The sequence below is a fragment of the Curtobacterium sp. VKM Ac-1376 genome (genome assembly GCF_015351025.1).
Taxonomy (GTDB): domain Bacteria; phylum Actinomycetota; class Actinomycetes; order Actinomycetales; family Microbacteriaceae; genus Curtobacterium.
In genome coordinates, this window is sequence record NZ_JADKRV010000006.1 from 79,450 (window position 1) to 93,888 (window position 14,439).

Sequence of the window (14,439 nt, forward strand, 5' to 3'; positions counted from 1 at the left end):
GCGCCGGCGTCCTCCGGTCGCGCCCGGGGCGGTGGGCGTGACCGACGGTCGGTCTGGAGGCCCGTGGCGGCCTGGCCCCGCGCCTCCCGTCCGCCGGTCGGTCGCGCTGGGAACACGCCGTCGGCTTGCCACGACGCCGCCTCGCAGCCGAGACGCCGCCGAATCCGGAGGCGCCTCGAGCGCACGGCGGCGTCAGGCGAACACGCCGGCGTCCTGCGAGACGCCCCCGCCGCCCGCTGACGATCACTCCGTCCGCAGGGTCCCCGCACCACCGGACGCCACGTCCGAGGCCGTCCCGTCCCGGACGACCTCGGGCACGTCGCCGTCGGTCGGCACCAGGGACTCGTCGCCCGGGTAGCTCAGGGTGAGGACGGCCTCCTCGATGTACGGGCTCTCCTCCAACGACTCCTCGACGTTCCGGAGCCGGATCGCGACGTGCTCCTCGGTCTCGTTGCCGGTCAGGTCGACCGCCGCGACGAGGTAGACCCGCGACGGCCCGACGAACTCCAGGTGCAGGTAGGTGACCCGCTCCACCTGCGGCCGGCCGAGCAGCTCGACGAGCACCGCGTTCTCGAGCTCCGGCGACGTGCTCTCGCCGAGCAGGAACCGGCGGTTGCGGTCGATCAGGACGATGGCGACCACGCCGAGCAGGACGCCGATCGCGATCGAGCCGAGCGCGTCGAAGACCGCCAGCCCGGTGACCTGGTGCAGGAACACCCCGAGGAACGCGACGACCAGGCCGATCAGTGCGGCGGCGTCCTCGGCGAACACCGCACGGAGGGTCGGGTTCGACGACTGCAGCACGTGCCGGAGGACCGGCACCTTCCGCTTCGTCGCGGCACCGTGCGCCTGGCGGTAGGCCTGCAGGAAACTCGTGCCCTCGAGGCAGAACGACACCCCGAGCACGATGTAGTTGAGCACGACGTCCTCGGCGGGGCCGGTGTCGCCGAACTCCGTGATGCCGTGGTAGATCGACACGATCGCACCGGCCGTGAACAGTCCGAAGGCCGCGAACATCGACCAGATGTAGGTCTCGCGCCCGTACCCGAGCGGGTGGGCGGTGTCGCGCTGCTTGCCGCCCCGACGTTCGGCGACGAGCAGGAAGATCTCGTTGCCGGTGTCCGCCCACGAGTGCGCGGCCTCGGCGACCATCGAGGCGGACCCCGACACGAGTGACGCGATGGTCTTCGCGATCGCGACGAGCAGGTTCGCCCCGAACGCGATGAGGACGGTGACGAGCGACTCGGGGCGTTCTTCTGCGGGCATCGTTCAAGCATGCTCCCGTCCGGTAAAGTCGTCTTCCAAGAGCGTCGATCCGGCCATCACCGGGGAGCTTCCGGAAGAACGCGGGCCGCAGCACGGGCCCGTCAGTAGAACCGGGCGGGTTCGGGACCGTCACCACCCCGACACAGAGCGGTCGCACAGCACACACTGGGCGGCAAACGAGGTGGTACCGCGGAGCACGCTCCGTCCTCGTGGAGATCGAGCGAACCCACAAGGAGTCCCGGTGCCGTACCCGCTGAACGCAGACGCCGATGGCGTCGTCCCCTCGCCGAGCTTCCCCGCCGTCGAGCAGGGCATCCTCGCCTTCTGGAAGCGCGACGACACGTTCCGAGCGTCGATCGACCAGCGCGAGGGCTGCCCGGAGTGGACCTTCTACGACGGCCCGCCCTTCGCCAACGGCCTGCCGCACTACGGTCACCTGCTGACCGGGTACGCCAAGGACGTCTTCCCGCGCTACCAGACCATGCGCGGCAAGCAGGTGCACCGCCGCTTCGGCTGGGACACCCACGGCCTGCCCGCCGAGCTCGAAGCGATGCGGCAGCTCGGCATCACCGAGAAGCACGAGATCGACGCCATGGGCATCGACGTCTTCAACGCCGCCGCCAAGAAGTCCGTGCTGCAGTACACCGACGAGTGGCAGGAGTACGTCACCCGCCAGGCGCGCTGGGTGGACTTCGAGGACGACTACAAGACCCTCGACGTCACGTTCATGGAGAGCGTGCTGTGGGCGTGGAAGCAGCTCTGGGACAAGGGCCTGGCGTACGAGGGCTTCCGGGTCCTGCCCTACTGCTGGAACGACCAGACGCCGCTGTCCAACCACGAGCTGCGCATGGACGACGACGTCTACAAGATGCGCCAGGACCAGTCCGTCACGGTTGCGTTCCCGCTGCACGGCGACCGCGCTGCGGCGCTCGACCTGACCGGTGTGCGGGCGCTCGCCTGGACGACGACCCCCTGGACCCTGCCGACGAACGCCGCCCTCGCGGTCGGTCCGGAGATCGCGTACGCGGTCGTCCCGGCAGGGCCTGGAGGCGCGGCTGACGGTGCCGACGCCGGGTCCGTCTCCTACCTGCTCGCGTCCGACACCGTGGCCGCGCACGCGAAGGAGCTCGGCTACGCCTCGGGTGACGAGGCGCTCGCCGCCGTCGCTCGCACGCTGACGGGCGCCGAGCTCGACGGCGTCGAGTACGAGCGCCTGTTCGACTTCCTGGCCGACGCCGAGGGCTACGAGCACGCCTGGCGCATCCTGGTCGCCGAGTACGTCGAGACCGGTGAGGGCACCGGCATCGTGCACCAGGCCCCGGCCTACGGCGCAGACGACCAGGAGGTCTGCGCCGCCGCCGGCATCCCCGTCGTGCTGTCCCTCGACGAGGGCGGCGTCTTCACGTCGCAGTTCGGCGAGGTCGCCGGCATGCTCTGGTCGGACGCGAACAAGCCGCTGACCAAGGCCGTCCGCGACGCCGGTCGACTGCTCCGCCAGGCGTCGTACGAGCACAGCTACCCGCACTGCTGGCGGTGCCGGAAGCCCCTCATCTACAAGGCCGTCTCGTCGTGGTTCGTCCGCGTGACCGAGCTCCGCGACCGCATGGGCCAGCTCAACCAGGACATCAACTGGGTGCCGGACAACGTCAAGGACGGTCAGTTCGGCAAGTGGGTCGGCAACGCCATCGACTGGTCGGTCTCCCGCAACCGCTACTTCGGCACGCCGATCCCGGTGTGGCAGTCCGACGACCCCGAGTACCCGCGCACCGACGTGTACGGCTCGCTCGCCGACATCGAGCGCGACTTCGGTCGCCTGCCGGTGAACGCCGAGGGCGAAGTGGACCTGCACCGCCCGTTCATCGACGACCTGACGCGGCCGAACCCCGACGACCCCACGGGCGGGTCGACGATGCGCCGGATCACCGACGTGTTCGACGTGTGGTTCGACTCCGGGTCGATGCCGTACGCCCAGGTGCACTACCCGTTCGAGAACCGGGAGTGGTTCGAGTCGCACAGCCCGGCCGACTTCATCGTGGAGTACATCGGGCAGACCCGCGGCTGGTTCTACGTCATGCACGTGCTCTCCACCGCCCTGTTCGACCGGCCGGCGTTCCAGAACGTCATCAGCCACGGCATCGTCCTCGGCTCCGACGGCCAGAAGATGTCGAAGTCGCTCCGGAACTACCCGGACGTCTCCGAGGTCTTCGACCGTGACGGCGCCGACGCCATGCGCTGGTTCCTGATGTCCTCGTCCGTGATCCGCGGCGGCAACCTCGTCGTCACCGAAGAGGGGATCCGCCAGGGCGTCCGCGAGTTCATGCTGCCGCTGTGGTCGACGTACTACTTCTTCACCCTGTACGCGAACGCCTCGGGGCCGGAGGGCTACCGGGCCGAGCGCCGGACCGACTCGACCGACGTGCTCGACCGGTACCTGCTCGCGAAGACCCGGGTGCTCGTCACCGACGTCCGGACGCACCTCGACGCGCTCGACACCCCGCTCGCGGCCCAGGCCGTCCGTGACTTCGCCGACGTGCTGACGAACTGGTACGTCCGCCGCTCGCGCGACAAGTTCTGGACCGGTGCCGACGCGGACGCCGGTGCCGAGACCCGTGCGGCGTTCGACACGCTGTACACCGTGCTCGAGACCCTGACCCGGGTCGCCGCACCGCTCGCGCCGCTCGTCACGGAGGAGATCTGGAAGGGCCTGACCGGTGGGCGGAGCGTCCACCTGACGGGCTTCCCGGACCCCGACGAGTTCCCCGCCGACGACGCCCTCGTCGACGCGATGGACCGCGTGCGGGACGTCGCCTCGAAGGGGCTCGCCCTCCGCAAGGCCACCGGCAAGCGCGTCCGACTGCCCCTCGCCACGCTGACCCTGGTCGTGCCGGACCCGGCGGCGGTCGAACCGTTCGCCGACATCCTGCGCGACGAGCTCAACGTGAAGCGGGTCGTGCTCGAGGAGCAGGCCGAGGAGTCGCTGGCGCAGTACGGCATCGAGCGGAAGCTCACCGTGAACGCCCGCGTCGCCGGGCCCCGCATCGGCAAGCAGGTGCAGCAGGTGATCCCGGCCGCCAAGCGGGGCGACTGGACCGCGACCGACACCGGCGTGACCGTCGGTGGCGTCGACCTGATCGAGGGGGAGTACTCGCTCGACCTCACCGTGGCCGACCCCTCGGTGGCGGTGGCGTTCCTCGACGGGGGCGGCTTCGTGGTCCTCGACACCGTGACCACGCCCGACCTCGAGGCCGAGGGGCTCGCCCGCGACGTTGTCCGCGCCGTCCAGCAGGCCCGCCGCGACGCGGACCTCGACGTCAGCGACCGCATCGCCCTGACCCTCCGGGTGGAGGACACGGCCGACGGCGCGGTCCGCGCACACCAGGAGCTCATCGCGGGGGAGACCCTGGCGACGAGCGTCGAGATCGTGCCCCTCGGGGCGGACGACACCACCACCGACGTCGGTGACGGTGCGAAGGTATCCGTGGAGGTAGCACGCGCATGAGTGACGACGACCAGTACGACGACCACGAGGCGAACGAGGAGTTCGTCGGACACGACGACCTGGACGGGCGCGACGAGGACGGCATCCGGATCCCGGTCGGCCCCTCCGGCGACGGTCCCGCCGACGCCCTGCCCTACGGCGGCGACGACGACGAGGTCCGCCGCGTCGAGGCCGCCCTGTACGCCCGCATCGGCGAACAGGCACCCGAGCGCCGGTTGACCGCCACGCGCCGCGCCGTCGAACTGCTCGGCGACCCGCACCTGGCGTACCCGGTGATCCACGTCACGGGCACGAACGGCAAGACATCGACCGCGCGCATCATCGAGAGCATCGTCCGCGCACACGGCCTGCGCACCGGACTGATGACGAGTCCGCACCTGGTGTCCATCCGCGAGCGCATCGTCGTCGACGGCCAGCCGATCGCGGCCGACCGGTTCGTCGAGAACTGGGACGACATCGCCCCGGTGCTCGAGATCACCGACCGCGAGCTCGCCGACAGGGGCGAACCCCCGCTGACCTTCTTCGAGGCGCTCACCGTCCTCGCCCTGGCGTGCTTCGCCGAGGCGCCGGTCGACGTCGCCGTGATCGAGGTCGGCATGGGCGGCGAGTGGGACTCCACCAACGTCGTGCAGAGCCAGGTGTCGGTGTTCACGCCGATCGCCATCGACCACGCGAAGCAACTCGGTGCCACGGTGGCCGAGATCGCCCGCACCAAGTCCGGCATCGTCAAGCCGTCGTCCGCCGTCGTGTCGAGCCAGCAGGTCCCCGAGGCCCTCGCCGAACTCGAGCGCGCTGCCGAGCTCACCGAGTCCACCCTGGCCGTCGAGGGCTCCGGGTTCAGCGTCGTCGACGTCACCCCGGCGGTGGGCGGCCAGCTCATCACCGTGCAGGGCATCGCCGGCCGCTACGACGACCTGTTCCTGCCGCTGTTCGGCCGGTACCAGGCCGACAACGCCGCCGTCGCGATCGCCGCGGTCGAGTCGTTCCTCGGCCGTGGGGCGCAGGCCCTCGACGAGGACGTCCTGTCCGAGGGCATCGCCGGCACCACGAGTCCCGGCCGCCTGCAGCCGATCGCCCAGGACCCCACCGTCGTGGTCGACGCCGCGCACAACCCGCACGGCGCGAAGGCCCTGGCCGCGGCACTGCCGGTCGCGTTCCCGTCCGAGCACGTCGTCGGTGTCGTCGGGATCCTCGCCGACAAGGACGCCCGCGGGTTCGTCCGTGCGCTCAAGGACACCGTCGCGACGTTCGTCGTCACGCAGCCCCCGGGGGACCGTGCGCTCGACGCGGACGAGTTCGCCCGGGTCGTCGTCGACGAGGTCGGTGTGGACCGGGTCGTCGTCGAGCCGTCGCTGGCGTCCGCCCTGCAGGAGGCGCGCTCGCTGGCGGACGAGGCCGATGCCGACGACGCCCTCGTGCTCGTTGCGGGCTCCATCGTGATGGTGGGCGCGGTCATGGACCTGGTGCACCGCGAAGGCGGGGCGAAGTGACGGACGCTCCCGGGGCCTCCCGGCCGGGGCGCGCACCCCGAACCCGGAAGCCTCGACGCGAACGCGGGGCGCAGGAGAGCCTGCTGTCGATCGCCCTCGTCCTCGAGGCGATCATGTTCTTCTTCCCGATGCTCGTCGTGTTCGGCAAGGGCACGCTCCCGCCCGCTGCGGCCTTCGGCGGCGGCATCGGCGCGATCATCGTCCTCGCAGTGGCCTCACGCCTGACGGGCAACCGGGCCGGTGTATGGTTCGGTTGGCTGCTGCAGGCGGCCATCCTCGCCACCGGGTTCATCGAACCGTTCATGTTCGCGGTCGCCGTGGTGTTCCTGGCGCTGTGGGTCTTCTGCTTCGTCAAGGGCGGTCAGCTCGACCGCCAGAATGCCGCGCGCCGAGCGGCCATGGGCGAGGACTGACCATCCCCCTTTCGACCCTGCGAACACACTAGGAGTACTGCGTGTCCGACCTCGAAGAGACCCTTGTCCTCGTCAAGCCCGACGGCGTCGCCCGCCAGCTCACCGGTGAGATCCTCCGCCGGATCGAGGCCAAGGGCTACGAGATCGTCGACCTGAAGATGCTCACCGCGCCGCGCGACCTGCTGGACGCGCACTACGAGGAGCACCAGGGCAAGCCGTTCTTCGAGCCCCTCGTCGAGTTCATGCAGTCCGGCCCGGTCGTCGCCGTGCGCGTCGCCGGCAACGGCGTCATCGCCGGGTTCCGCTCGCTCGCCGGCACGACCGACCCGACCTCGGCCGCGCCCGGCACCATCCGTGGTGACCTCGGTCGCGACTGGGGCCTCAGGGTGCAGCAGAACCTGGTGCACGGTTCGGACAGCGCCGAGTCGTCGGCCCGTGAGCTCGCGCTCTGGTTCGCCTGAGCAGCGGGGACGACGTGACGAACAACGACCGACCCACCAAGAACGAGCGACGCCAGCACGCCCGAGAGGTCGCACGGCAGCGCGCCGACGCCGAGAAGCGCCGCAAGCGCCGCAACAGGTGGTTCCTGCAGGGCGGCATCGGCCTGGGCATCGTGGCGATCGCCGCGATCATCACCATCGTCGTGGTGAACGTGAACAACGCACCCGCCGTCTCCGCGGCCGGCCCGAAGAACATGGCCACCGGCGCGATCCAGTTCACCGGCGAGGACGGCGAGGTCACCCCGGTGACCACGAAGGCCGTCCCTGCGAAGGGCACGCCGTCCGCGGTCCCGACGGCGAACGCCGACGGCGCCGTCACGGTCACCGAGTACGTCGATTGGGCCTGCCCGGTCTGCAAGCAGTTCGAGGCCGCCTACGCCGACCAGATCCTCGACAAGGTGAAGTCGGGCGACGCGACGCTCGCGATCCAGCCGGTGTCGATCCTCGACCGCAGTTACGCCGGCTCCCGGTACGCCAGCCGTGCCGCGAACGCCGCCATGTGCGTGGCGAACTACGCGCCGGACAAGTTCCTCGACGTGCAGACCCAGTTCTTCGAGAACCAGCCGGCCGAGGGCACGAAGGGCCTGACCAACGCCGAGATCGCGAAGCTCGTCAAGGCGGGTGGCGCGACCGGTTCGGACCTGTCCCAGTGCCTGTCGACCGAGCAGTTCAAGGGCTGGGTGACCAAGTCGACCAGCGCCGTCACCTCGGACGAGGCGCTCGCAGGGACCCAGGGGTTCGGCACGCCGACGGTGGTCGTCGACGGCAAGCGCCTGGACGACCTCAGCACGGTCATCACCGCGATCGACGCGGCGGCGAAGTAGCGCCACCCGCACGAACGAGGCCCCCGCTTCCATCCGGAAGCGGGGGCCTTCGCTCGTGTCGGAAGCCTGCGGGTCAGGCGGCGCCGCCGTTCTGCTCGACGAAGGACGCGAAGGCGTCGGTGTCGGTCAGCGAGCCGCTGTACTGCTTGCCGTTCACGATCACGGTCGGGGTGCTGGTCACCGCGTCGAGCGACGAGTTCGGGATCGGGTCGTTCAGCACCCGGTTCGTGGCGTCGGCGACCCACCCGGCGAAGTCCTGCCCGGCGATGCACGAGGCGACCTTGCCGTTCGTCGCGCCGGCGTCCTTCGCCAAGGACGCCAACTCGTCGTTCGTCAGCCCCCTGGTGCTCTCGGACGGCTGGTGCTCGTAGAGCGACGTGTTGTACGCCAGGAACGCGTCGGGGTCGTAGTTCGCCACGCACGCCGCAGCGGCCGCGGCCCGGGTGGAGTACTCCGACCCGAGGGACACCCGGTCGAGCAGGTTGAACGGGTGGAGCTCGAGCGTCGCCGAGCCGTCCTGCACCCACTGCTCGATCTGGTCCATCTGCGCGGTCTCGAACTGGTTGCAGTAGGGGCACATGTAGTCCGAGTACACGGTGATGTTCGCCACCGAGTCGTCCTGCTTCGTCGCCGTCGGGGTGCCTCCGTCCGGCGTCGCCGTCGTCTCCACGGGGATCACCTGCCCGTCCGACCCGGTGAACAGGATGCCGTCACTCGCCATGTTCTTCGGTCCGGGGCCGTCGGGCTGCACCGAGTTCGCGATCACCACGACGACGATCGCGATCACCGCGAGGCCACCGATGATGATCCCGCTGATGCCCAGCGTCCTGTTGCGGCGACGTCGCGCCTGCTCCTTCGCCCGGGCTTCGCGCGCGCGTTCCCGCGCGGCGTCACGACGGACCCTCTTGCTCTCGTTCTCGCTCATCGAATCCGAGCGTAGGGGCTGCGCGGGCGACGGTCGGCTGTCGGTGCTGGGAACCACCCAGGAATTCGATGACACGTCATCGTCGAGTCACTGCCGGGGCATCGACAACGTCCAGCGACGGATCAGAAGGCCGTCAGGATCGTTGGGAACTTGATGATGATCGTCACGATGATGAACAGGTAGTTCGCCAGCGGGAACGCCCAGCAGAAGGGTAGGAGCGTCCGTCCGACACGCTGCATGCGGGCACCGAACCGGCCCTGTGCAGTGTTCCAGATCGTGAACACCCAGAACATCGGGATCGTCATCGACCAGACGAGCATGCACCACGGGCAGAGCGCTCCGATGAACCAGACGGTCTGCGTGAAGAGCCACGTCACGAACACCCACGCCAGGAACACGCCGGCGTTGAAGGCGATCCAGAACCATCGCGAACCGTTCCGGAAGCCCGCGAGCATCATCACTGCGACCGCGATCGGCGCGACGAAGCCCATCACTCCGAGCAGCGGGTTCGGGAAGGCGAACAGGTGCCCCTGCCAGCTCGCCATCACGTCCGAGCAGCTGATGAACGGGTTGACGTCGCATGACAGCACGGTGTCCGGATCGGCGTACTTCTTGAACTCGTCGAGGACCAGGGAGAAGGACCCGTACAGGCCGACGATCCCGGTGATCAGGAGGAAGACGGCCATCGCGACAGGACGACGGGGGGCAGGCGCTGACGTGCTCACGGCGTCATCATCCCATGCGGGTTCCGGTCCTTTCCGAGTGCGGCATGCGATAATGCCTGGAGGTCGTGCGGCCAACCGCACACCGAAGAGAGCTTTCCGAGCAACGTCCCACGGGGCAGTGCCCGGACGATCAGGTGCGGTGAGAGTGCACTGTGGTCGGGACAGCGTCACTCCGACGCCCGAGCCGAGCCGGGCCGGGTGCCCGGAACGGAACGGGTGCGGACGCAACGAGAAGTTGACGCAGACCGATCACGAGACAGCGAGCGCGGGGGCGTCGACGCCGCCCGCCACAACTACAGAATTCCCGCCGCCCGAGAGGGTGCGAGTGGGGCCGAGGAGTGCGCCAGTTCATGGTGGAGCAGAACAACGACAACACGACCAACGACGAGAACGCGCCGAAGCGCCGGAGCCGCCTGTTCGGCGGTCGCCGCGCCCGGTCGTCCGGCCAGGAGGCCCGCGGTGACGCCGTGCAGGCACCGCACGTCGACGAGACCCTCGCGCTGACGGGCCGCGCGGACGCTCGTCCCGCGGCCGGCGCCGGGTCTCCCGACTCGCCGGATTCTCCCGACTCGCCGGATTCACCGGTGTCACCGGTCGGCTCGACCGACACTGCGGTGACCGGCACCGGCACCGGTGCGGTCTCCGTCGCGGTCGAGGCCGTCGCCGACCGCGGCGCCGAGCCGCACGACGTGAGCACGCTGACCGGCGACCTGCCGGTCGTCCTGGGTGACCAGGCCACGGGCGTGACCGACGGGGTGGAACCGAGCCGGGCCTCCCGTCCGGCCGAGGCCGAGCCGACGACCCGGGCGAGCACACCCGCTGCGGCCGCCGACGAGCCGTTCGTGCCGAAGGCGACGAGCACGCTCAGCCTGATCTTCCACGCGCCGGTGCTGCCCGAGCTGCCGCAGCGCGCCCCCCGGTACGACCGTGACCGTGACCGCGACCGCGATGATGACGACCGCTACGAGCGCGAGGACCGCTTCGACCGCGACCGCGACCGCGACCGTGACGACCGCGACCGTGACGACCGCGACGAGCAGGCCGGCTCCCGCCGTCGCTCGCGTCGTCGTGGTTCGAGCGCCGAGCGCGAGGCCCGCGAGCCGCGCGACCACCAGGAGCCGCGCCGCCGCGAGCCGGAACTCATCACCGAGCCGCAGCGCATCAAGGGCTCGACCCGTCTCGAGGCGAAGAAGCAGCGACGCCGCGACGGCCGCGACGCCGGACGCCGCCGGCAGGTCGTGAGCGAGGACGAGTTCCTCGCCCGCCGCGAGAGCGTCGACCGCCAGATGATCGTCCGCTCCAGCTCGTCGACGATCGAGATCGGCGTGCTCGAGGACGGCATCCTCGCCGAGCACTACATCACCAAGTCCGAGAACGTCTCGCTCATCGGCAACGTCTACCTCGGCAAGGTGCAGAACGTCCTGCCCTCGATGGAGGCAGCGTTCGTCGACATCGGTCGTGGCCGCAACGCCGTGCTGTACGCCGGCGAAGTCGACTGGAACTCCGTCGAGACCGGCAACCACGGTCGGCGCATCGAAGCCGCGCTCAAGCCGGGCGACAAGGTCCTCGTGCAGGTCACGAAGGACCCGGTCGGCCACAAGGGCGCCCGTCTCACCAGCCAGATCTCGCTGCCCGGTCGCTACCTGGTCTACGTGCCGAACGGTTCGATGAACGGGATCTCGCGCAAGCTGCCGGACACCGAGCGCGCGCGCCTGAAGAAGATCCTGAAGGAGGTCCTGCCGGAGCACGCGGGCGTGATCGTGCGCACCGCTGCCGAGGGAGCGACCGAGGAGCAGCTCACCCGCGACGTGCAGCGCCTGACCAGCCAGTGGGAGGCCATCCAGAAGAAGGTCGCCGGTGGCCAGGCCCCGGTGATGCTGCACTCGGAGCCCGATCTGCTCGTCAAGATCGTCCGTGACGTCTTCAACGAGGACTTCACGAAGCTCATCATCGACGGCGAGGCCGCCGGCGGCACCATCGACGAGTACCTGTCAGCCGTGGCGCCCGACCTGAAGGACCGCGTCGTGCGGTACGAGGGCCCGGACTCCTTCGAGGAGTACCGCCTGAACGAGCAGATCGACAAGGCGCTCGACCGCAAGGTCTGGCTGCCCTCCGGTGGCTCGCTCGTCATCGACCGCACCGAGGCCATGACGGTCGTCGACGTGAACACCGGCAAGTTCGTCGGCTCCGGGGGCAACCTGGAAGAGACGGTCACGAAGAACAACCTCGAGGCCGCCGAGGAACTCGTCCGCCAGCTCCGCCTGCGCGACATCGGCGGCATCATCGTCGTCGACTTCATCGACATGGTGCTCGAGGAGAACCGCGACCTCGTGCTCCGCCGCCTGGTCGAGTGCCTGAGCCGCGACCGCACGAAGCACCAGGTCGCGGAGATCACCTCGCTCGGCCTGGTGCAGATGACCCGCAAGAAGATCGGTGTCGGCCTGCGCGAGTCGCTCGACGAGGTCAACGCCAAGGTCAACGACAACAACGCCGACCCGGGCCCGAGCAAGGGGCGTCGCAAGGGTCGTGGCGGGAACGGCAACGAGAACGGCCGGTCCGGCGGCAACGGCAACGGCAGCGGGAACTCCGGTTCGGCGGCGTCGTCGAACGGGGCCTCGAGCCAGGCGCACCAGATCACCGACGACGTGAAGCACGCGCTGTCGCGGATCGCCGCGTCGACCATCCCGCACGACGAGCAGGACGGCGTCGGTTCGGCCGTTGCGCCGACCTCGGCGGAGGCACCGACCTCGGCCGACGCGTCGACCGGTACGGACACCAGCGGTGGCGAGCAGTCCACCGGCTCGAAGCGCCGTCGTCGCGGCCGTGGCGGACGCGGTGGGGAGCAGCAGACCGCTGCCGTCGCCGAGACCGTCGAGGCACCGGAGACCGCTCACGGGTCCGGAGGGGGCATCGAGCCGACGGGCACCGCGTCGAAGGGCGCCGCGCCCGGGGCGGTCGCGTCGAAGACCGCCGCCGAGCCGAAGCGCGCCGCGGAGCCCGAGGCCGCCACGGAGCCGAAGGCCGCCAAGGCCCCCGCCCGTCGCCGGGTGAGCTCGAGCGCCCCCGTGACCCCGACCGAGAACTCGGTCGCGATCCTGGACATCCCGATCGCCGCCGCACCCAAGCGTGAGCCGCGCACGGTCGCACCGGACGCCGAGTCCCTGCTGGACTCGGTGCTCCAGGCGCTGCCCGAGCCGAAGCAGCCGGGGCAGGGGCGTTCACGCTCCCGCCGGGTCTCGTCGCCGAGCATCAGCGCTCCGGCGACGGCGACCCCGTCGGGGGAGTCGAAGGACGAATCCGACGGTCCTGACGGCTCCGTGATCCTGGGGAACTGACGGTGTCGAACCCGGGCGACCCGCAGCAGCAGCGCGGGTACTACGGTGCGGGCTGGTCACAGCCCGCACCGCCCGGCCCGGGGGCGCAGCCGAGTGGCGGTCAGCCACCACAGGCCGGCCCCGTACCACCCCACGGACGCCAGCCGGGTGCCGGTGCGCCCTACGCCCCACCGCGTCCGCCCCGCACCCCGGCCGACCCGCGTCGAGCCTTCGCGCCCGGTGCGTCGGTGACGAACACGGCAGGTGCGCTGATCGCCGTGGTCGCCCTGGTGCTCGTCGAGTTCGTGTCCGGGCTGTTCGGTCTGCTCGGCACCTCGCTGGTCGTCAACCCGTTCTCGCACTACGGCTCCGCTCCGAGCCTGCTCGGGGGCTTCACGACAGGCGTCTTCGCGGCACCGTTCCCCTTCTACGCCGGCGCCTTCCTCGCCCTGGCCTTCCTGACACCGATCGACCGGCGCAGTCCGCTGCCGAAGCTCCTGCTCCGCGCCGTCCTCGCCGGAGCGGCCGGCACCGTCGCCCTGGCCCTCGTCGGGGTCTTCACGGGTTCGTTCGCCGCGACGAGCTCCGGCGGCTCACGGCTCGTCATCGACGTCCTCACCAGGCCGCTGCAGAACGGCGTGCCGTTCACGGTCATGCTCCTGGCGACCGCCACCGCCGCCTGGCTCTGGCTGGGGCGCCCCCGCCGTGCCCGTGGTGGCACGCCGGCGTCCGGCCTGCCCGGGACCGTCCGGCCGGCCGACGCCGTCCCGCCGGCGACCGTGCACCCCTCGCAGCAGCCGCAGCAGCAGCCTCCGGCGCCGTACGGCCAGGGGCTCGTCCGGCCGGACCCCCGTGGTCAGTACGGCGGTCAGTACGGTGCACAGCCGCCGACGGGCCAGCAGCAACCCCCGGTCAACCCCTGGGGCCCTCCCGCGCCCCGCTGAGCCCGACGCGTGTGCCTCGCACCGTGCGAGGCCCCGCCGCGTGCCCGAGACCCCGTGCGAGGTTCCGTACGCCGTGCGACCGCCTCCGCGTCGCACCGAGCGCGGAACCTCGCACCGTTCGCGTCGCTCTGCGAGCCGGCCCCGCACCGTGCGAGGTGCCTGGCGGGGCGGACCCGCGCCGGGCCTCCAGGCCGCCTGACGCGCCGTCAGCGCGCGCGCTTGTCCCGCTGTGCCACGCGCAGGCCGCTGCGGATGAGCCGCAGCACGAGCTCGCGACCGGTCACCGCGGAGGCACCGGCAGCCACCAGTTCGTCGTACCGCGAGAGCGGGACGTCGTAGTGGTCGTGGTCGAACGCGCGGCGTGGAACCCCGGCCCGTGCAGCGAACGCGTGCAGCTCCGCGTAGGATTCATCACTGACGAGGTGCGACCACAGTGTGTCGTGGGCGGGCCACGTCGGTGGGTCGATCAACACGGTCACCGGGCAATCGTACGTGTGTCGCCGTTTGACCGAACCCAGGTGGATCGAGTATTCTCGGTC

Annotated in this window: 11 protein-coding genes; 7 read left to right on the plus strand and 4 right to left on the minus strand. The window is 70.6% G+C overall.

Annotation, left to right across the window (positions count from 1 at the left end):
* Positions 1-243 precede the first annotated feature (243 nt).
* Entirely contained in the window at positions 244-1,266 is a 1,023-nt protein-coding gene (locus ITJ56_RS09430) for a cation diffusion facilitator family transporter (RefSeq protein WP_194630057.1), read from the minus strand.
* A gap of 241 nt (positions 1,267-1,507) precedes the next feature.
* Here ITJ56_RS09430 and ileS point away from each other — a divergent pair, with 241 nt between their 5' ends.
* The 5 genes from ileS to ITJ56_RS09455 are packed head-to-tail and all read left to right on the plus strand — an operon-like array spanning position 1,508 to position 7,992.
* Positions 1,508-4,765 carry an isoleucine--tRNA ligase gene (gene ileS / locus ITJ56_RS09435; protein ID WP_194630059.1) on the plus strand — a complete coding sequence of 1,086 codons (3,258 nt, stop codon included), beginning with the start codon at positions 1,508-1,510 and terminating at the stop codon, positions 4,763-4,765.
* A complete protein-coding gene (locus ITJ56_RS09440; protein WP_194630061.1) occupies positions 4,762-6,255 on the plus strand; it encodes a bifunctional folylpolyglutamate synthase/dihydrofolate synthase in 1,494 nt (497 codons plus the stop codon). Before ileS ends, ITJ56_RS09440 begins: the two co-directional genes overlap by 4 nt.
* Positions 6,252-6,668, plus strand: a complete 417-nt coding sequence (locus ITJ56_RS09445) for a DUF4233 domain-containing protein (RefSeq protein ID WP_194630063.1) — start codon at positions 6,252-6,254, stop codon at positions 6,666-6,668. Before ITJ56_RS09440 ends, ITJ56_RS09445 begins: the two co-directional genes overlap by 4 nt.
* A 41-nt stretch (positions 6,669-6,709) precedes the next feature.
* The gene (gene ndk, locus ITJ56_RS09450) at positions 6,710-7,129 is read left to right on the plus strand and encodes a nucleoside-diphosphate kinase (RefSeq protein WP_194630064.1); all 420 of its coding nucleotides are present in this window, start codon (positions 6,710-6,712) and stop codon (positions 7,127-7,129) included.
* A gap of 14 nt (positions 7,130-7,143) precedes the next feature.
* Positions 7,144-7,992: a DsbA family protein gene (locus ITJ56_RS09455; RefSeq protein ID WP_194630065.1), complete on the plus strand. Its 849-nt coding sequence runs from the start codon at positions 7,144-7,146 to the stop codon at positions 7,990-7,992.
* A 73-nt stretch (positions 7,993-8,065) separates the two neighbouring features.
* On the opposite strand, the gene ITJ56_RS09460 is transcribed toward ITJ56_RS09455, so the two are convergent.
* A complete protein-coding gene (locus ITJ56_RS09460) occupies positions 8,066-8,917 on the minus strand; it encodes a DsbA family protein (protein ID WP_194630066.1) in 852 nt (283 codons plus the stop codon).
* A gap of 122 nt (positions 8,918-9,039) precedes the next feature.
* Entirely contained in the window at positions 9,040-9,642 is a 603-nt protein-coding gene (locus ITJ56_RS09465; RefSeq protein ID WP_323749771.1) for a vitamin K epoxide reductase family protein, read from the minus strand.
* A gap of 350 nt (positions 9,643-9,992) precedes the next feature.
* Here ITJ56_RS09465 and ITJ56_RS09470 point away from each other — a divergent pair, with 350 nt between their 5' ends.
* Entirely contained in the window at positions 9,993-12,977 is a 2,985-nt protein-coding gene (locus ITJ56_RS09470; RefSeq protein ID WP_194630067.1) for an Rne/Rng family ribonuclease, read from the plus strand.
* A 227-nt stretch (positions 12,978-13,204) separates the two neighbouring features.
* Positions 13,205-13,900: a hypothetical protein gene (locus ITJ56_RS09475; protein ID WP_194630068.1), complete on the plus strand. Its 696-nt coding sequence runs from the start codon at positions 13,205-13,207 to the stop codon at positions 13,898-13,900.
* Between the two features lie 206 nt (positions 13,901-14,106).
* Here the strand turns inward: ITJ56_RS09475 and ITJ56_RS09480 are convergent, their stop codons facing one another.
* Positions 14,107-14,379 carry a DUF4031 domain-containing protein gene (locus tag ITJ56_RS09480; RefSeq protein ID WP_194630069.1) on the minus strand — a complete coding sequence of 91 codons (273 nt, stop codon included), beginning with the start codon at positions 14,377-14,379 and terminating at the stop codon, positions 14,107-14,109.
* Positions 14,380-14,439: the final 60 nt, after the last annotated feature.